Source organism: Bacillus sp. AFS002410, from assembly GCF_002556365.1.
Taxonomy (GTDB): Bacteria; Bacillota; Bacilli; order Bacillales; family Bacillaceae_G; genus Gottfriedia.
In genome coordinates this window covers 186,320-207,204 of the sequence record NZ_NUEU01000005.1, presented here as the reverse complement: position 1 = coordinate 207,204, position 20,885 = coordinate 186,320, and the positions used below count along the sequence as shown (strand labels likewise).

At 34.0% G+C, this 20,885-nt stretch carries 15 protein-coding genes; 14 read left to right on the top strand and 1 reads right to left on the bottom strand.

Going from position 1 to position 20,885, the window contains the following annotated elements; genetic code table 11:
- Positions 1-55: 55 nt before the first annotated feature.
- From CN692_RS05270 to CN692_RS05235, 8 genes are all read left to right on the top strand, one after another.
- Positions 56-1,447, top strand: coding sequence for a sigma-54 interaction domain-containing protein (locus CN692_RS05270; RefSeq protein ID WP_098118087.1), 1,392 nt, complete (start codon positions 56-58; stop codon positions 1,445-1,447).
- A 256-nt stretch (positions 1,448-1,703) separates the two neighbouring features.
- A complete protein-coding gene (gene ablA / locus CN692_RS05265; RefSeq protein ID WP_098118086.1) occupies positions 1,704-3,140 on the top strand; it encodes a lysine 2,3-aminomutase in 1,437 nt (478 codons plus the stop codon).
- A complete protein-coding gene (locus CN692_RS05260) occupies positions 3,140-3,418 on the top strand; it encodes a YokU family protein (RefSeq protein ID WP_098118175.1) in 279 nt (92 codons plus the stop codon). The genes ablA and CN692_RS05260 overlap by 1 nt, the downstream gene beginning before the upstream one ends.
- Positions 3,419-3,631: 213 nt before the next feature.
- Positions 3,632-5,053: an amino acid permease gene (locus CN692_RS05255; protein WP_098118174.1), complete on the top strand. Its 1,422-nt coding sequence runs from the start codon at positions 3,632-3,634 to the stop codon at positions 5,051-5,053.
- Between the two features lie 217 nt (positions 5,054-5,270).
- A complete protein-coding gene (locus CN692_RS05250; RefSeq protein ID WP_098118085.1) occupies positions 5,271-7,286 on the top strand; it encodes an Ig-like domain-containing protein in 2,016 nt (671 codons plus the stop codon).
- 440 nt (positions 7,287-7,726) lie between these two features.
- Complete coding sequence (gene licT / locus CN692_RS05245) at positions 7,727-8,560, top strand: BglG family transcription antiterminator LicT (protein WP_098118084.1); 834 nt, start codon at positions 7,727-7,729, stop codon at positions 8,558-8,560.
- A 398-nt stretch (positions 8,561-8,958) separates the two neighbouring features.
- A complete protein-coding gene (locus tag CN692_RS05240; protein ID WP_098118083.1) occupies positions 8,959-10,824 on the top strand; it encodes a beta-glucoside-specific PTS transporter subunit IIABC in 1,866 nt (621 codons plus the stop codon).
- An 81-nt stretch (positions 10,825-10,905) separates the two neighbouring features.
- Positions 10,906-12,351, top strand: coding sequence for a glycoside hydrolase family 1 protein (locus CN692_RS05235; RefSeq protein ID WP_098118082.1), 1,446 nt, complete (start codon positions 10,906-10,908; stop codon positions 12,349-12,351).
- Positions 12,352-12,541: 190 nt separating this feature from the next.
- Here the strand turns inward: CN692_RS05235 and CN692_RS05230 are convergent, their stop codons facing one another.
- Positions 12,542-13,975 carry an amino acid permease gene (locus tag CN692_RS05230; RefSeq protein ID WP_098118081.1) on the bottom strand — a complete coding sequence of 478 codons (1,434 nt, stop codon included), beginning with the start codon at positions 13,973-13,975 and terminating at the stop codon, positions 12,542-12,544.
- A gap of 496 nt (positions 13,976-14,471) precedes the next feature.
- Between CN692_RS05230 and CN692_RS05225 the strand changes: the two genes are divergently transcribed.
- The 6 genes from CN692_RS05225 to CN692_RS05200 all read left to right on the top strand — a co-directional run bounded on the left by CN692_RS05225 (position 14,472) and on the right by CN692_RS05200 (position 20,714).
- Positions 14,472-15,809: an APC family permease gene (locus tag CN692_RS05225; protein WP_218923535.1), complete on the top strand. Its 1,338-nt coding sequence runs from the start codon at positions 14,472-14,474 to the stop codon at positions 15,807-15,809.
- Positions 15,810-15,845: 36 nt separating this feature from the next.
- Positions 15,846-16,073, top strand: coding sequence for a hypothetical protein (locus tag CN692_RS05220; protein ID WP_098118080.1), 228 nt, complete (start codon positions 15,846-15,848; stop codon positions 16,071-16,073).
- Between the two features lie 382 nt (positions 16,074-16,455).
- Positions 16,456-17,754: a Glu/Leu/Phe/Val family dehydrogenase gene (locus tag CN692_RS05215; protein ID WP_098118079.1), complete on the top strand. Its 1,299-nt coding sequence runs from the start codon at positions 16,456-16,458 to the stop codon at positions 17,752-17,754.
- 18 nt (positions 17,755-17,772) lie between these two features.
- Positions 17,773-18,057 carry an SAV0927 family protein gene (locus tag CN692_RS05210; protein ID WP_098118078.1) on the top strand — a complete coding sequence of 95 codons (285 nt, stop codon included), beginning with the start codon at positions 17,773-17,775 and terminating at the stop codon, positions 18,055-18,057.
- Between the two features lie 36 nt (positions 18,058-18,093).
- On the top strand, positions 18,094-18,342 hold the full coding sequence (locus tag CN692_RS05205) for a hypothetical protein (RefSeq protein ID WP_098118077.1): 249 nt from the start codon (positions 18,094-18,096) through the stop codon (positions 18,340-18,342).
- A 242-nt stretch (positions 18,343-18,584) separates the two neighbouring features.
- On the top strand, positions 18,585-20,714 hold the full coding sequence (locus tag CN692_RS05200; RefSeq protein ID WP_098118076.1) for a sigma 54-interacting transcriptional regulator: 2,130 nt from the start codon (positions 18,585-18,587) through the stop codon (positions 20,712-20,714).
- The last annotated feature ends 171 nt before the right edge of the window (positions 20,715-20,885 follow it).

Genomic DNA, 20,885 nt, shown 5'->3' with positions numbered 1-20,885 from the left:
CCGAAAATTAAGCGTGAAATTGCCAAGTTTTCGGCGGTGAAAGGAAGGGTAGAAAATGAACGCAACAATTCCAACTAATCAAATGATTAGTGCCATATTAAATAGTATCGATGAATCAATTCATGCAGTCGACAATAATGGAATGACTATATTTTATAATCAAGTTGCGGCTGACCATGATGGAGTTTCAGTTGAAGAGGTTCTAGGAAAGCATGTCCTAGAAGCTTTCCCTTCTTTAACAAAAGAAACAAGCACCCTACTGAAGGTACTAGAAACAAGGCAAGCGATTATTAGGCAGCCCCAACGCTATGAGAATATTAAGGGCCAATACATTGATACAGTTAATACGACTATTCCTATTATTTTGGATGATCAGCTTATAGGTGCGGTTGAGATTGCAAAGGATTATTCCACCATTAAATCACTTGGAGAAAAAGTTTTAGATTTACAAGCGAGAATTAAACCGCAAGTTAAGCAAGGTAAAGCGAAACAAATTCATTCCTATACGATCTCAGATATATTAACGGATGATCCAGCTTTAATGGCGGTTAAAAATCAAGTTGAGAAGGTGGCAAATGCTGATTCTGCCGTACTTGTAGTCGGTGAAACTGGTACTGGAAAAGAACTTTTTGTCCAGTCAATTCACCACTGTTCAAGTAGAAGTGAAGCCCCTTTTATAGCTCAAAACTGTGCTGCGCTACCAGAATCATTACTAGAAAGTATATTATTTGGTACAACAAAAGGCAGTTATACGGGAGCTATCGATCGGGCGGGATTATTTGAACTAGCCGATGGCGGTAGCTTATTTTTAGATGAACTTAATTCCATGCCTTTAGAGCTCCAAGCCAAGCTACTAAGAGTTCTAGAGGATGGCGTAGTTCGCCGAATAGGTGATCAAAAGACTCGGAAAGTGAATGTGAGAGTAATCGCTGCAATTAATGAATCGCCGTTAGACTGCGTTCAAAATGGCATTATGCGACCGGATTTATATTATCGACTGAATGTATTTTCATTGTTCATCCCACCTTTAAGAGAAAGGAATTATGATATAGAATTACTGACATCCCATTTTGTCGAGCAATTTAATGAACGCTTCTCGAAGAACATTCGTAATGTAGAGCATACGGTATTTGAATTATTTCACCAGTATAATTGGCCTGGGAATGTCCGTGAACTAAAGCATACGATTGAGCATGCTATGATTATGGCGGAAGGGCATACGCTAACTGTTAAACATCTTCCAATTCAATTGCAACAAATTAAGAAAAGTACTGAAATAAAAGGAGGAGTACAGCCATTACGTTCGGCAATGCAGGAAATGGAAATTTCACTTATAAAACAAGCATTGTTGCAAACTAACGCTAATATTCAACAAGCTGCAGCACTTCTAGAAATACCTAGGCAGACTCTTCAGTATAAGATTCAAAAGTTAAATATTTTAGTATAAATCTTGTTTAAAACCATTTGAAAATGATAGTTTTATAACTGTATTTATTAGCCAAGCCGCCTAAATTTAGGCGGTTTTACTATTGTTGCGACATGTTTCAACTAATACTCGCTTTGAGTTTTAACGGAAAAAAATAAATTAACAGGCTGAATAGTTTGAATTTTCTATATTCCGAGCGTGTTTATTAAAAAAATGTAAATTTTTGGCACGGGTCTTGCTTTATATTAAATCAAACAGTTTGAAAGGGGATGTAAGTATGGTAAATGCAGTCTATGCTCCAAAAAGACACTGGAAAGAAGTTGAATTGTGGAAAGATGTAACAGATGAACAATGGAATGATTGGGTTTGGCAACTTACAAATACCATCAAATCATTGGATGAGTTAAAGCAAATAATTAACCTCACGCCAGAAGAAGAAGATGGGGTAAGAATTGCGACAAAAACAATTCCACTAAATATTACTCCATATTATGCGTCATTAATGAATCCGGATGACCCACGTTGTCCTGTTCGTATGCAATCAGTTCCGATCTCTGCGGAGATTCATAAAACGAAGTATGATTTAGAAGATCCTCTTCATGAGGATGAAGATTCACCAGTACCTGGTTTAACACATCGTTATCCAGATCGCGTTCTATTTTTAGTAACAAATCAATGTTCAATGTACTGTCGTTATTGCACTAGACGTCGTTTTTCAGGGCAAATTGGAATGGGAGTACCGAAGAAACAGCTTGATGCTGCTATTAATTACATTAGCAAAACTCCTGAAGTACGAGACGTCCTAATCTCAGGTGGAGACGGTCTTTTAATTAACGATAATATTTTAGAGTACATCTTAAAAAATTTACGAGAGATTCCACATGTGGAAATTATCCGTATCGGTACAAGAGCACCTGTAGTATTCCCACAACGTATTACTGAAAACCTTTGTAATATCTTAAAAAAATATCATCCAGTTTGGCTAAATACTCACTTTAATACTTCAATCGAAATTACAGAAGAATCGAAACGAGCTTGCGAAATGCTTGCTAATGTTGGTGTACCGTTAGGAAATCAAGCTGTAATCTTGGCTGGAATTAATGACAGTGTACCAATCATGAAAAAGCTAATGCATGATTTAGTTAAAATTCGTGTAAGACCTTATTATATTTATCAATGTGATTTATCAGAAGGAATTGGTCATTTCCGTGCTCCTGTATCAAAAGGTTTAGAAATCATGGAAGGTCTAAGAGGCCATACTTCAGGATATGCAGTACCAACATTTGTAGTAGACGCTCCAGGTGGTGGAGGGAAAATTGCTCTCCAACCGAATTACTTAATTTCACAAAGTGCTGATAAAGTTGTACTTCGTAATTTTGAAGGTGTAATTACTACTTATCCAGAGCCACAAAATTATGTACCAGGTAGAGCGGAAGCATACTTTAAAGAAATTTATCCTAATATGGAAGAAAAACGTTCGAATGCGGGTATTGCAGGATTGATGAATGAAACAAAATTCAATCTTGTACCAGAAGGTTTACAACGTATGGAAGCTCGTAAAACATATACGACAAACCCAGAGCATGCTTCTTTAAAAGATAAACGTGAAAAGCGTGACGAATTAAAAGAAAAGAAATTCCAAGCACAGCTTACAAAAATTCAAGTTAGCGAAAAGCTAGTAGCGAGTGCACCCTCAAAAGGTGAAGCTGAATGATGACATGTCAGTGGTGTGAATCAGCTAACATAGTCGAATCAACAAATACGGTCTACTGGGAGCTTCCTGATGGAACGAAGGCAATTGAGATTAAAGAAACACCATGTGTTATATGCCAGAATTGTAATATAACTTATCAAACAGATGATACAGTTGGTGCAATTGAGGAGCAATTATATTTAATTAATACGAAACTTATTGAAAGAACACTTTCATTTCAAGAGTTAATACAGCAACCACGTTTATTAAAGAAAAATTATTTTGATTTTTCTCTATAAAAAAATGAGAAGCGATTATTCGCTTCTCATTTTCTCTAATTATTAATCTTTTAATTTATCGTAATACATTTCTTTCCTTAAACCTGCAGCCGAATATTTCAAAAAAGCTAAGAAAAAATTATCTAATCCCAAAAACGACTGAAAAGGAGTATTTTAATGAAAAATACGGTAAATACAATAACAGTCATTGATTCTCAGGATCATATTTCTTCTATGCCTCAAGAGTTAAAGCGTGGATTAAAACCTCGTCATATTACAATGATTTCGCTAGGGGGAACAATTGGAACAGGTCTATTTTTGGCGAGTGGGGGCGCTATACATAATGCAGGGCCAGGCGGTGTTCTCTTAGCCTATGTAGCAATTGGAATAATGGTCTACTTTTTAATGACAAGCCTTGCTGAGATGGCTACATACATGCCGGTTGCAGGTTCATTTAGTACATACGCAACTAAATTCGTCGATCCTGCTCTTGGTTTTGCACTTGGATGGAATTACTGGTATAACTGGGCAATTACTATAGCTGCCGAATTAGCTGCGGTTACGATGGTTATGAAATTCTGGCTACCACACACATCATCACTTTTATGGAGTTCATTATTTTTAGCTATTATCTTTCTATTAAACTATTTATCTGTTAAAGGATTTGGAGAGTCAGAGTATTGGTTTTCTTTAATAAAAGTAGTTACAGTTATCATTTTTTTAGTTGCGGGCTGCTTAATGATTTTTGGCATTATTGGTGGACAAGCAGTAGGATTTAAAAACTTTACAGTTGGGGATGCTCCTTTTCATGGCGGCTTTATGGCAACACTCGGAATTTTTATGGCAGCGGGCTTCTCATTTCAAGGTACAGAGTTATTAGGTGTAGCAGCTGGGGAGAGTGAAGAGCCTCAGAAAAACATTCCTCGTGCAGCTCGTCAAATATTTTGGCGTATTTTATTATTTTATGTGTTGTCTGTTTTTGTAATAGGTTTACTAATTCCATACACAAATCATAATCTAGCAAGTGGTGATGTAGCTGTTAGTCCATTTACGCTAGTTTTTGATAAAGCTGGCATAGCCTTTGCAGCATCCGTAATGAATGCAGTTATATTAACGGCAGTTTTATCAGCTGGGAATTCAGGGATGTATGCTTCGACTAGAATGCTATGGGATATGGCGCGCCAAGGGAAAGCTCCAAAAGCATTAGGTAAGTTAAACAAAAGAGGTGTACCTGTTAATGCATTGATCATTACAGCAGCAGTTGGTACATTAGCATTTTTAGCCTCTTTATATGGTGACGGAGTTGTTTATGTTTGGTTACTTAACGCTTCAGGTATGTCCGGTTTTATTGCTTGGCTTGGTATAGCTATTTGTCATTATCGATTCCGCAAAGCTTACGTAGCACAAGGTAAGAATTTAAATGATCTTCCGTATAAAGCGAAATGGTTCCCGTTTGGTCCAATATTTGCATTTGTACTTTGTGGAGTTGTTATTCTTGGTCAAAACTATTCAGCATTTATGGGGAATAAGATTGACTGGAACGGTGTACTTGTTTCCTATATTGGATTGCCACTTTTCCTTGTTTTATGGATCGGCTATAAGCTAATTAAAAAGACAAAAATTGTTCGTCTTACTGATTGTGATTTAAAGAATTAAACAGAGTTTTATGTAAGCAGTAATGGGTTTTCTATTAATTAATAAGTAGATTGGAGATGTAATTCGCAACTAGAATTTACATCTCTTTTTTTGTTACAAAAATATTACAAAATTTACCTTTGTCGTTTAAAAATGTAACATTTATAATATAATTTGGATGGTTAAAAAAATTATAAATTTTCTGTCTTAAATAGTTAACATTAGGGGGATTTTTAAAGTGAAGAATCAAGTTCTATCAGTTCGAAAGGTTTTATCTGCTTCTCTTGTAGCGACATTATTAGCAACAACATCGGTGGGTTCATCTGCTTATGCAGCATCAAAAAAAGTTTACGCTACTAGAGCTGTAAATACTTTTGAAAGCGCTGGCATGCCTAAGAAAGCATCTGATGAAAAAAGAATTGCATCATTAGAATCTTCAGCAAAAAAAGAGGTAGCAAAATTAGGGAAGAATTATCGTACTTTAAAAGGAAAATTAACGAATCGAATTAAAACTCAACATAATAAGGTAGTAGCTTATGAGGCTTCAGAAGATAAAGTAGAAAAAAATGCAACGAATGCACTTAAAGTATTCCAATCATTTGAAGGGAAAGTAACAGCTAAAACGACGAGTAGTGAAGTGACTGCTCAATATAACGCAGCTTTAAAGATTATTAATAGCTTAAAATATTCAGATGTGAAAGCTTCATACATCTCAAAGGTAAATGCTACAAAAACTAAAATAAATGCAAAAATTGCTGGATTACAAGTTGCTAGCATCAGTAAAATTAATGACATTACAGTTTATGAAGGTAATAAAGTAACCCTTCCAAAAACAGTAGAAGTAAAACTAGTTAACGGCCAGAAGTTAACTAAATCAGTTGTTTGGAACACAAATGGCGTAAACTTTAGTAAAGCTGGAATTTATACTATTACAGGTACTGTAACTGATGTTAATAAGAAGGTAACAGTGAAAGTGACCGTTTCTGCACCAGTTAAAGTTTCGAATCCTACAGAATTCGTACAGACACAAGATTTCGGATATTGGGAAGATGCAGGTGAAGGTCGCGCAGCATATAATGTAGGATTTAAATTGAATTTAGCTAAATTACCATACATAAAAATTAAAGAAATTCAGATTTCATTAGTAGATAAAAACGGAAAAACGATAGCATCTAGAACGGCTACTGGAAGTCAAATTTTAAAATTACAATCAGATGATGTAACATATGGTGGACTTGATGGACAGTTAAGTGCAGCGTTTATCCAAAGAGACGCAGCAGCAACAAATGAATGGTGGACAAGTACGGCATACGACTTCTCAACACCAGCTAAAGCAATCATTACAATTAAGGATACAGAAAATAAGCTTTATTCAGTTGAAAACAACAATCCAACAGGAATACCTACAGGACCAGTAGCGAATTCAGAGAGCTTCGTTCAAACGCAAGACTTTGGCTATTGGGAAGATGCGGGTAACGGCCGCCCAGCGTATAATGTAGGATTTAAGTTAGATTTAGCTAAACTACCATACAATATGATTAAAGAAATCAATGTAGCTTTAGTTGATCAAGACGGGAAAACTTTAGCGCAAAGAACAGCTACAGGTAATCAAATTAAACAATTACAAGCAGATGATGTAACATATGGTGGACTTGATGGACAGTTAAGTGCAGCGTTTATTCAAAGAGATGATGCAGCATCAAACGGATGGTGGACAAGCTCATCTTATGATTTTACAGCACCAACAAAAGCAGTGATTACAATAAAAGATAAAGATAATAAAATTTATTTAGTTGAAAATAACAACCCAACAGGAGTACCTTCAGGGCCGGTAGCAAATTCAGAAAGCTTCGTTCAACCACAAGATTTTGGCTATTGGAATAACTATGACGGAAAAGGTAATTCGGCATACAATGTAGGATTTAAACTAGATTTAACTAAATTACCTTATACTATGATTAAAGAAATTAAAGTGATGCTTGAAGATGAAAATGGTAATAGTATTGCAACTAAAACAGCAACAGGAAAGCAAATTCTAAAGTTGCAAGCAGATGATCAAACATATGGTGGACTTGATGGACAATTAAGCACAGCGTTTATCAAACAAGATGCAGCAGTGACAGGTGATTGGTGGACTAGTTCAACTTATGATTTTTCTGTACCAAAAAAAGTTGTGATTCAAATTACTGATAAAGATCAAAAGAAATATGTAGTTGAAAATAGTAATCCTACTGGAGTTCCAGTATTAGAATAGGGGAAGATAATTCGTAAGACCCACTAGGTAAAAAGCATATATATTCAAAAGTACAAATCTATAAAAAGTTAGAGAGTAATAAAGTAATATTTATTCTCTAATTCCTAATTATGGATTTTATTGGCAGAGTAGACTAGTTAAAAATACCCTAGTATTCAAGGGAGAGAAGGATTATTTCCTCTCTTAGAATCAAAAAATAAAAAATATCTTGTTTATATATGCAATATTTTTTATAATTATTTCTATCTTATAAATAATTGGATTGTTACTGCAGGTGCAGGCAAAACCTAAATAATCAATGTCTCTGAGTGAGATATTGATTGTTTAGGTTATTTTTATTTATAGATGATGATGTAGTAAAATTGACCTGTAAAAAGGGAAGATATAGTATAGATAATAAATGGTTTAGCAAACAATCCGTCACAAGAGGGGTGAGATAGATGATAATCCATAAAGTAATTAACAACAATGTAGTAAGTGTTTTAAATGAACAAAATAAAGAAATGGTTGTGATGGGACGAGGGCTGGCTTTTAAGAAAAAACCAGGCGATCTAGTTGATGAGCAATTGATTGAAAAGGTTTTCAAACTAGAAAATAAAGATTTATCGGAGCATTTTAAAAAATTACTTGAAGAAATTCCTTTAAAATATATGGATCTATCTGATGAAATTATCAGTTTTGCAAAAGAGACATTAGGAAAAAAATTAAACGAGAGCATTTATGTATCACTAACGGATCATATCCATTTCGCATTACACAGACAAAAAAATGGAATGGAAATTAAGAATCCTTTACTTTGGGAAGTCAAACGACTTTATAAAGAAGAATTTGTGGTAGGTAAACACGCACTAAATATTATTGAGCAAAAAACGGGTATTCGCTTACCAGAGGATGAGGCAGGTTTTATTGCTTTGCATGTGGTAAATGCGGAATTGAATGAGGAAATGACGAACATTGTAAATATTACAAAGTTTATTCAAGAAATCCTCACTGTTGTTAAATATCATTTTAAAATTGAATTTGATGAGGATTCATTAAACTATTATCGATTTGTCACTCACCTTAAATTCTTTGCTCAAAGAATCTTTAGTAAAACTTATTTAAATAATGAAGAAGACTTTTTATTTAATACAATCAAAGAGAAATATAAGGATGCTTCTAACTGTACAGAAAAAATTTCGGATTTTGTATTGAAAAAATATGAATATGAATTAAGTACGGAAGAAAAGCTTTATCTTACAATTCATATTGCTCGTGTTGTAAATCGAAATTAATTTTACTGAAAGCGTTGACATGATTAATATACAATGATAATATTAAGGCATCAATTAAATACATCCGATAGGATTGTTACTGGTCGTGCAGGCAAAACCTAAATTGTCGTTTCTAATGTTATTTTAGAGGCGTACAGTTTAGGTTTTTTGTTTTCTTGAGCCACTTTTGATCCGGACAAAGGCAGTCAGGAAGGCCAGTTTGCTTAATAATTGTATTTGATTTTAAATTTAATAACTTATTTCAGGATTGTTACTGATCATGCAGGCAAAACCTAAATTACAAGTGCGTATGAACTTTATTATACGCGAGTAGTTTAGGTTTTTTATTTTTCTACAATAACAATTCAGAAGAGATATTCATGTTTTTGGAATTTTCCGTAACTTGAGGAGGGGTATTTATGGATTATAAAAAAACGGCTAGTGAGATAATCGAATTAGTTGGTGGAGAAAAAAATATATCGAATTTGATTCACTGTATCACAAGACTACGATTCAATTTAAATGACGAAAGCATTGCTGAAAAAAACAAAGCTAAACTAGAAGCAGTTAATGGAGTCATGGGTGTAAATAAAAGCGGAACTCAGTTTCAAGTAATCATCGGAAACGATGTTGTAAAAGTATTTAATGAAATTAATAAGATCGCCAATATAAATACTAGCAATTCAAACGGTGATACCAAGAAAAAAGGAAATGTTATAGGAAGTATTTTTGATGTAATTTCTGGAACATTCGCACCAATATTACCTGCAATTACTGGTGCAGGTATGATCAAGGCGATTCTTGCTATTCTTTTGACATTCCATTGGATTTCAGACAAAAGCCAAGCATATACAATAATGAATGCAATTGGAGATGGAGCGTTCTACTTCATACCATTCTTAGTAGCATTTAGTGCAGCGAAAAAATTTGGTTCTAATCAATTTGTTGCAGTGTCCATAGCAGGAGCTTTGATGCACCCAACAATTACAGCGTTATTAAGTGCTGGGAAACCAGTACACTTTATCGGTCTTCCTGTAACAGCGGTAACATATGCATCATCTGTTATACCGATCTTATTAGCAGTTTGGATCGCTTCTTATGTTGAAAAGTGGACTGATCGTGTAACGCCAAGCATGGTCAAATTAATTATCGTACCAACTGTTACTTTACTAATCATGGTACCAATTACATTAATTGCTGTTGGACCACTTGGTGTAGTTATTGGTGGCGGACTTTCTAAAGGGGTAACATTCCTATATGCCCATACTGGAATTTTTGCTGGTCTTCTACTTGGAGGTACATTCTCTTTAATCGTTATGACTGGTATGCATTACGCATTTTTACCAATCGTAGTTGGAAACTTAAGTTCAAAAGGATACGACACAATTCTACCTGCAATGTTTATGGCTAATATGGGTCAAGCAGGTGCGGCTTTTGCAGTATTCTTAAAATCGAAAAATAAATCATTTAAATCATTAGCTTTATCAGTTAGTATGACAGCTTTAATGGGTGTTACAGAACCTGCTATGTATGGTGTAAATATGAGACTTAAAAAGCCGTTCATTGGGGCTTTAGTCGGTGGAGCTATAGGTGGAGCGTATTACGCATTAATGTCTGTTAAATTATTCGTTATTCCGAGTAATGCTGGTCTTCCTGGTATTCCATTCTTTATTGGATCAACATTTGTTTATGCTTTAATTGGTTTACCAATCGCATTCATTGGTGGCACGATTGCTGCTTACTTTATCGGATTTGAAGATGTTGAAGAAGCGCAAGATGATAAAAAAGAAGTAAAGGTAGTAAATGAAGTAAAAAAATTAGATAAAGATGCTGTTCATGTGGTAGTAAGCCCGCTTCAAGGAAAAGTTGTACCTTTAACCGAAGTAAATGATGCTGCATTTTCTAGTGAAGCATTAGGTAAAGGGATTGCTATTGAGCCTCAAGAAGGAAAAGTTGTTTCTCCTGTTAATGGGGTAGTTACAACATTATTTAAAACAAAACATGCAATTGGCATTACTTCAGAAGATGGAATTGAAATTTTAATTCATGTCGGGATCGACACAGTTAAATTAGATGGAGAATTCTTCACAGCATATATAAATCAAGGTGACAATGTTAAAGCTGGAGACTTACTTGTTGAATTTGATTTAGTAAAAATTAAAGAAGCAGGTTATGAAGTTACAACACCAGTTATTATTACAAACAGTAGAAATTACTCAGAAGTAAATGCTGTAAATAAAGAAAATATTAAAGAAAATGAAACACTTTTAACTATTTGTGGCTAATTAGATAAATGATTCTGACTGGTGAATTTACAATCAGCAGTCAGAATATTTTAATAAAGAATTAATTATGGAGGGGACATTATGACAAATACTAAATATTCATTTCCAGAAGGATTTTTATGGGGAGGAGCAACTGCTGCAAACCAATTAGAAGGTGCTTATCAAGAAGGTGGCAAAGGGTTAAATTTAGCAGACGTTATGCCTGGTGGAAAAGTAAGATTAAAAGTTATTCAAGAACCAGGTTTTGATTTTAAAATAAATAATGAAAAATTTGTTTATCCAAATCATGATGGAATTGACTTCTATCATCGTTATAAAGAAGATATTGCACTTTTTGCAGAGATGGGCTTTAAAACTTATCGTATGAGTATTGCATGGAGTCGTATTTTCCCTAAAGGTGATGAATTAGAGCCAAACAAAGAAGGCTTAGCATTCTACGACCGTGTATTTGATGAACTAAAAAAATATAATATTGAACCAGTTGTTACAATTTCTCACTACGAAATTCCTCTGCACTTAATCACAGAATACGGTGGCTGGCGTAACCGTAAAGTAATCGAATTCTTTGATCGTTATGCAAAAACATTATTCGAATACTATAAAAACAAAGTAAAATACTGGTTAACTTTTAATGAAATTAATGGTGCAACACATTTACCAATATTAGGACTTGGTTTTTCTCCTGAAAGTAAAGAAACACAATTACAAGATAGCTTCCAAGGACTACACCACCAATTTGTTGCAAGTGCGTTAGCTGTAAAAGCAGGACATGAGATTATTCCGGGTAGCCAAATTGGTTGTATGCTTGTATATGTTCCAACTTACACTTACGACTCAAACCCTGAAAATGTAATGTATGCTCTACAAGAGTCTCGCTTGTGGAACAACTACTGTGGTGATGTACAAGTTAGAGGAGCATACCCAGCATTTGCAAAACGTTTCTGGAAAGAGAACGATATTAATTTAGATATTCAAGACGGTGACTTAGAAATCATCAAAGAAGGATCAGTTGATTTCATTTCACTTAGCTACTACATGTCACGCACTGAGAAAAAACATAAAACGAATGAAGAAAATAGCCAAGGTAATTTAGTTGGAGGTGTAAAGAATCCATTCTTAAAAGAAAGTGATTGGGGATGGGAAATCGACCCAACTGGACTTCGCATTGGATTAAATCAATTATATGATCACTACCAAAAACCACTATTCATCGTAGAAAATGGACTTGGTGCGTACGATCAAATTGAAGAAGACGGTTCGATTAATGATGATTACCGTATCGACTACCTACGCAGCCATATCGAAGCGATTGGGGAAGCAATAGAAGATGGTGTGGAACTAATGGGTTACACTCCATGGGGATGTATTGACCTAGTAAGCGCATCAACAGGAGAAATGTCTAAACGCTACGGTTTCATTTATGTTGACAAGCATGATGATGGAAGCGGATCATTAGAACGCAAAAAGAAAAAATCATTCTCTTGGTACCAAAATGTTATTCAAACAAACGGTGCTCAACTTGATTAATAATTGATAAAGGAAATAACGTACATATTTTTATGGATATGTACGTTATTTTTCTATTAATCTATTATTTAGAGCATTTTCTTTTAAATAACACTTAAGAATTGTTGTATTTTACTCATAACAGGTTTAAAAGCCGTTCCCCATAAAGAGGAACGACTTTTGTCTTATTAAAACTTACATCTTATTTTATTTAAACATCCAAATCCTTCTCCAAATTAATACCAATTTTGCCTTCTTTAATTCGAGATCGAAATACAGCCCAATAAATAACAATCCCAGCAAGGAATAAATAAAGTATAACTTTAGTAGTTGGTAAAAAGTCTTTTGGAAGTGTTAAAATGCCAACTTCAAATACTAACCAAATAATCGCAAGAATTGTAACAGGAAGTCGCCATTTTCCTAATTTGAAACCATCCGAATCCGGTAATGTTTTAATTTTAGTAGCATAAGCGACTACAGTTATTAAGTAAATAATGGCTGGAAGTGCCGCAGAAGTACCTATTAATAATGATAGTTTCCCAAAATAGAATACGGCAATGATACCTAATACAGAAACTAAAATAATGGCATTGTACGGTACATTATGTTTCTGATCTACTTTCTTAAATACATTTGAAGCAAAGAAAACATTATCTCTTGCTAGTGCATAAATAAGACGAGAAGCAGAAGCCATAATAATTAATCCGCAAGCAAAAATAGACACAATTACTAATGCAAGGAAAAAGTCTGCAACTGCAGTACCTAGTCGTGATTGTAAAATATCAGAAATAGGCGAAGTAGAAGCCATGATGCTGTTAATATCTTTAATGCCTGATGTAATAATAATTAAGAAGATAAAACCAATTAACCCTGCTAGTAACATTGAGAAAACAATGGCTTTAGGTACAGTTTTATTAGCATCAACGGTTTCCTCAGCTAGATTTGCGGCTGCTTCAAAACCTACTAGTGTATAGGATCCCATTACAACAGCTAGTACAAATGCAGTAAAATAACTTCCGTTTGAACCAACTTTATGAGCAGTGTAAGTTAATAGTGAAAAATCTGCTCCTTTAAAAAATAAGACAAAACTTAAAATGATAATAATGCCAATAAATCCAATTACTTCTGTATACACGGCGGAATTATTAATGATTGTAGCAATTCTTACCCCATAAATATTTAATAAAGCTTGTATCACGATTGTAATTAGCACAACCGTTGTAAGTACTGTAGTCGTACTTTTAATACCGACTAAATCAAGAAAAATGGGCGCAACACCGTAATCAACGGTCGGTACAACAATTATTAAGTAACATAATGCAGCCCAACCCGTAAACCAACCAAATCCCCGATTCGTTAAGCGGCTGACCCATTGGTATACGTAGCCACTTAAAGGGATTTTGCTTGATAAATCTGCGAAAATTAAAGCGACAAGTAAATGACCTACCATTACAAATGGCCATGTCCATATCCCCGCCGGTCCAGCTGCACCTAAAGCAAGACTATAGGAGCTAAAAATGCCTGTTGTAATTGAAATAAATGAAAACGCAACTGCAAATGAGCTGAAAAACTTTAAAGATCGCTGTAATTCCTGTTTGTAGCTAAATGATTGTAAAGCATCTGAATCAAAACCTTGTTTACTCATAAATCATCTCCTCCGAATTCGAATTAAATTACTGAATTTTCTTATAATTAAACTTATAGTCAGTCTTAATAACTAAAAGTTTTATTATTAATAGAAGCTATGTATTTTTAGATTGGAAGTTTATAGTTAGCGTAGCAACTTCCGTGCCAGTCCATATAATTGAATAGAATATAGGGGTTCTCATGAAAAGAGAGAGAAGGATTATGAGAGCTTGAATAATATATGCAAGATTGAATAATGTGCAGGCAGGAAGATAAAGTAATTTTCAAAAGATCTAAATCAGTTTCTTCTATTGATACTTAATGCTTTCAGTGTAATATTAAGTGTTTAATTGAACGTTTACATAAAATTAATATTTTGGCATAAAACTTGCAACTTTATAAAATGACTTATTTAAATATTCAAAAAAAGGAGGTTTCTGTCGGAAAAGTAAGAATTATAAGGAAGTAGAAATAAAGGTGTAAGCGCTTAATCTAAAACGAAGGGGATATGATAGGTGGAAAATAAAACACAGTTAAAAAGATCCTTAAAGTTATGGCAAGTAGTTATGATGGGGTTAGCCTATATGACTCCTATGGTTGTATTCGACACATTCGGAATTGTATCTCATGTAACTAATGGTCATGTACCAACTGCATATATTGTAGCTTTAATTGGAATGTTATTTACGGCGGTAAGCTATGGTAAACTTGTAAAAGTATTTCCTGATGCTGGCTCTGCTTATACATACACTCAGAAAGCAATTAGTGGTCACTTAGGCTTTCTTGTTGGATGGTCATCATTACTAGATTATTTGTTTTTACCAATGGTAAATGCCTTATTAACTAAAATTTACCTCAATGCACTTTTTCCTAATGTTCCAACTTGGATTTGGGTAGTTGGTTTTGTAGGGCTAGTTACATTCTTAAATTTAAGAAGTATAAATATGTTAGCGAATTTCAATACCCTTTTTGTATTAGTACAGCTTGTGATTATGGTTGTCTTTATCGTTCTAGTAATCCAAGGTTTACATCATGGAGAGGGTTATGGTGGATTCAGCATAAAACCATTATTCAGTGCGGGAATGCATTTTGGCACATTAGTAACCGGTGCAACAATTCTATGTTTTTCATTTTTAGGATTTGACGCTGTTTCCACTTTATCAGAAGAAGCGATTAATCCAGCAAAAACAATCCCAAAAGCAATTCTTTACACAGCCCTTTGGGGAGGAGTAATCTTTACAGTTACATCCTTCTTCATCCAATTATACTATCCTGACATATCTAGATTTAAGCATCCTGATGCTGCATCACCAGAGATTGCACTATATGTAGGTGGTAAATTATTTCAATCAATCTTCTTATGCATAACATTTATTAATACACTAGCTTCTGCATTGGCATCACATGCGAGTGTATCACGTTTACTATATGTAATGGGACGCGACAAAGTTTTCCCAGATAAATGGTTCGGATTTGTTCATCCAAAATGGAAAACACCAGCATTTAACGTAATTTTCGTTGGAGTGATCTCATTATCAGCAATCTTTTTCAATCTAGTAACAGCCACTTCACTAATTAACTTTGGCGCACTAATGGCATTTACTTTTGTTAATCTATCAGTAATTAATCATTTCTTTATTCGAGGAAAACAGAGATCAATTAAAGGTTACATTTCTTACCTTATCTTGCCTCTAATTGGAGCCGCATCAGTAGCAATCCTTTGGTTTAATATTGAAAAAAGCTCATTAATTATGGGAACAGTTTGGTTCTCCATTGGTTTAGTATATTTAATTTACTTAACGAAAGCATTCCAAATTGCTCCACCTAAATATGAAGAAGAAGCAGCGGTATAATATGCTTCGAACAGCCACAAGGGAATTGATTTCCTTGTGGCTTTTTTACGTTTTTCTTTAAAAAGAGGTCAAATTTCTGGATGGCCAATTCCAAATTGGTTCGTTTTAACAACTTATCAACAAGCTTTAACACTATATCAACCGAGTTCACAACTTTATCAACAATGTTCAATTAATGTTCGTATTTTTAATATTAAAATCCTGCGAATTGAAGCTGCTTTAGGTGTGTCGACCGTGTTATGCACAAAAACCACTTGCTTATGAACAATGGTCTACGTTTTATGCGCAAAAACCACCACTTTATGAACAAAGTTCACAGCTTTATGCACAAATGACACAATGTGTTCGCAAGCCACCTCGCCAGCGCGCCCCACCACATCAGAGCACCCAATCAACATCAAGCAATTCAATTCTGAATAATCAATAATGCAAAACTGAATAATCAATGCATTCAATCATATTCCAACTCAACCACCAAATTTCATTCTCAAAGACAATAGCGAATTATAAAAATTATATAAAGCCCATTAAATGGCTCTCTAATAAGCTTTTGTGAGATATATTACTTGTAAAATGATGAAGGGAATTCAAGTTGGCACAGGAATTGCTATTTAATTTTTTAAAAATAACTAATGAGGTGCAGAAGATGAGTTCAAATTTATCTGAAGTAGAGCAAACAGAAAAAATTAGTGAGCAGGTCGAAATAGATGATTCCCTTCAAGAATTTAGAGAAACGTTAAATGAAGCAATTGGAATAATGAACTATCCGAGCCAAGTATTTGAATTTCTTAAAACACCGATGAGATTTTTAGAATTTAGTATTCCGGTTCAAATGGATAATGGTGAGACGAAAGTATTTCAAGGATATCGTGCTCAGCATAATGATGCACTTGGCCCAACTAAGGGTGGCATTAGGTTTCATCCAGATGTTACGCCAGAAGAAGTAAAAGCATTGGCTGGGTGGATGAGTTTAAAATGTAGTATTACTGATTTACCTTATGGAGGAGCAAAAGGTGGTGTCGTTTGCGATCCAAGACTTTTAAGTATGAATGAGCTTGAAAAGCTAAGTAGAGGTTATGTAAGAGCAGTTAGCCAGATTGTTGGACCTACAAAGGACATTCCGGCACCTGATATGTATACTAACGCGCAAGTTATGGCATGGATGCTTGATGAATATGACCATATTAGAGAATTTGATTCGCCGAGCTTTATTACTGGTAAACCAATTACTTTAGGAGGATCAGTTGGTCGAGAGACAGCAACTTCAAAAGGTGTATTTTATGCCCTTGAGTTAATAAGTGAATTAAAGAATATCGAAATTAAGAATATGAAGGTTATTGTGCAAGGATTTGGAAATGTTGGTAGTTATTTAGCTCAATATTTATACGAAGCTGGAGCAAAGGTTGTTGGTGTTTCAGATGTTCTTGGTGGCGTTTATGATCCAAAAGGGTTAGACATTCCATATCTTTTAGATAACAGAGATTCATTCGGAGTTGTATCTAATTTATTTAAAAATGCAATTTCAAATCAAGAATTATTGGAAAAGGAATGTGATGTTTTAATACCAGCGGCAATTAGTGGGGTTATTAATAATCGTAATGCAGATAAATTAAAGTGCAAAATTGTTGTTGAAGCAGCAAATGGACCAACTACGCAAGAAGCTTTAGAAATTCTTGATCAAAAAGAAATTTTAGTTGTACCAGATATTTTAGCTAACTCAGGTGGAGTAGTTGTTTCGTATTTTGAATGGTGTCAAAACATGCAAGGCTATTATTGGACAGAGAATACTGTAGATGAACGATTAAAAGAAAAAATGACAGATAGCTTTATGAAAGTTTATAAAACATCCCAAAAATATAATGTAAACATGAAAATAGCGGCTTATATTGAAGGAATTCGTAAAATCGCTGAAGCTTGTCGTTTGAGAGGCTGGGTAAAATTCTAAACAAAAGGGGAGATCTAGATGATCGATATTATTTCTGAATCAGCAGAAAGACAGCTTGTACACCATTATTGTTTATTAACGCAGAATAACCGATATGATTTATCAATTGCCTTTTCTAATCACTTTTACGGAAAGTCAATGGTTACATCACTTCAATCTAGTAAAATGGCGTTATTATGTTTAGAAGATATTGATTCTGAACATTATTGGGCTCCAAAACTCGGAATTGCTGAGGAAGACATTTTAGAAATTCAAAATTTCTTTAGTATGGTTTTACAATCAAGACACATTTGCGAGTTATAATATGAAGCTTAATTTTTACTAAAAGGAGTGAGCGCTATGTATTATGGAGTCGTCGTCTGTGACTACTACGGAACAGTCGAGGAAGCAGCTATTCAAAAAGATTCGAGGGTTTATGAATGGGAACCATTATTTTATATAAAAACATCCGATGGCATTACGAAAGTTATTCATCAAGGAATAAGTGGTGAAATTGTTTCATTAGAAGTAGTAAAAGGAGATCGGGTAGTTCCGGGGATGGTACTAGCGTTTGTTAAAGAGGACTTATTTGTATCAGCTAGCGATTAAAAGACTTGGTTTAGAGGGAAAAAGAAATACAGGGGTTGGGGAAGTTAATTAATTTTTCGTGAACAATGAGGTATTTACGACTTAATAATTGCAAAGGGGCGTCTTAAGAGACTGCCCTTTCTTTCTGTTTTAAATATGGTATTTAATAGATTAGTAAATTATAATTTTAGATTTTTATGATAAATTTAAAAATTCTGCTAAAATAAGAATGTATATTTGTTTAGACATAAGGGGTGAAAGAAATGCTATCAATAAATGAGAAACAGATTAGACCAGTCATCACAGTAGATATCGATCAATTTAAAGAAAATGATGAAATCGATTTATCCAAGATAAATGAACCCTTTTTATTCTTGCGCAAGCAAAATCAAATTTTTGGTTATGTTCAATTAAATAATATTATTCAAGGAAATAATAAAAAGCAAAATATAGCAATTTCAAAGATTACGAGCTCTTCTCAATCTATTAATAGTGTCTGTAGTGTAAGTGAGCAAATTTCAATAACAGATCTATTTCAAATTATTGGTGAACCAATCTCGATTGTAAAAGAAGAAGATACGCCAATAGGTTACATACTTCGTGAAGATATATTGGCCGAGCTTTTCAAACAGGATAATAAAAGTGTAGATTTGTTAAAGAGTATTTTAACATCGATCCCAATGGGCACGTTTGTAGTAGATAAAAATAAAGTGATAATTAATTGCAATGATGCTGGGTTAAAAATGATTAAATCAACATCAGAAAAGGTAATTAATACAAAAGCAGAAGTCATTTTTAGCGGTGAACAAATTGAAAATGTATTTTCTACAGGTAAGACAGTTCTTAATCAGATTCAAATAAATGATGATATGGGAATTCTTGTTGATTATAGCCCGATTTTTGTTGATAACGAGGTTGAAGGCGTAGTTATTGTAGTACAGGATCTTCCAATGGTTGAAGAAATGGCTTCTGAAATCGAATATGTTAAGGATTTAAATAAAGATTTAAATGCCATTTTATCAAGTATTTATGATGAAATACTTGTAGTAAATCATAAAGGTGAGTTAATTCGCTACAGTGAGAATATCATTCCTGGTTTTTGGAATGTAGATTTAAAGGAAATGCTTGGAAAGAGTATTTTAGAATTTGAAAACCAAGGACTTTTTACGCCTTCTGTTACGAAACTAGTTTTAGAAAAGAAGAAAAAAGTATCAATTGTTCAAGAAACAATAAATGGACGTAAAGTACTTGCAGTAGGTAATCCGGTTTTTGACGAGAATATGGAAATTGACCGTATTATTATTGCTTCTAGAGATATTACAGAAACTTCACGACTTAAAACAGAATTAAAAGAAATGAAGAAGATCTCTGAGCAATATAAAAGGGAACTTGAAGATATTAAAAGTAAGGACAGTTTTGTTAAAAAACTAATTTATTGTAGTCCTAAAATGGAGCAAATCATCAATCAAGCAAAAAAAATTGCCGATTTTTCTTCTACTGTTTTACTACACGGAGAATCTGGAGTAGGTAAGGAAGTAATTGCACAAGCGATTCACCAACTAGGGAATCGTTCCTCAAAATCATTCTTAAAGCTAAACTGTGGTGCAATACCTGAAAATCTTTTAGAAAGTGAACTCTTTGGTTATGTTAAAGGGGCTTTTACGGGAGCAGATCAAAATAAGGATGGTTATTTTAAACAAGCTGATGATGGTGTTTTATTTTTAGATGAGATTGGTGAAATGCCATTGCATTTACAAGTTAAATTGCTTCGAGTTCTTCAAGAGCAAGAAGTAATTCCGGTTGGAAGTACAAAGCCAATTAAAGTTAATGTTCAAATTATCGCAGCGACAAATAAGAGATTAGAAAAAATGGTTCAGGATGGTACATTTAGAGAGGATTTATATTACCGTTTAAATGTAATCCCTCTTAACATTCCGCCATTAAGGGAAAGACTTGAAGATATTTCATTACTAGCTTTCCATTTCTTACAGCAATTAAATGAAAAATATAATAAGAGTTATCACCTGACACCAGATGCGATTAATGTTTTAGAATTTTACTCATGGCCAGGTAATGTCAGAGAACTTCAAAACATTATCGAACGATTAGTCGTTTCTGCAGAAGATCAAATTATTAATGCAGAGGATGTTAATCAGTTCTTGCCAAATAGTTATGACTTTAATAAATCAAAACCAGTAATTAATAAGGTAATTCCTTTACAAGAGGCAATTGATTACGTAGAGGAACAGCTTATTGTACTTGCGATGAAGCAATATAAAACAACAACAAAAGCTGCGCAGGTTTTAGGAATCAGTCAATCTTCTGTTAGTCGTAAGTATCAAAAAATAATGAATGAAAAAAACATAAATAATGATTTTATGTCATTTAAGTGAGTTTTAAGAGTGTAGAGAAATCCTTAACGATTTCTCTACACTCTTATTTATTTATGGAGTAACTTCTGCGGCTATTTGTGCATAAATAGGTGGCTTTTGTTCGTAAACCACAGACTTTTGTTCATAAAGGACTTTCTGCGCTGAATTATGATGGCAATCCGATGAAAAACA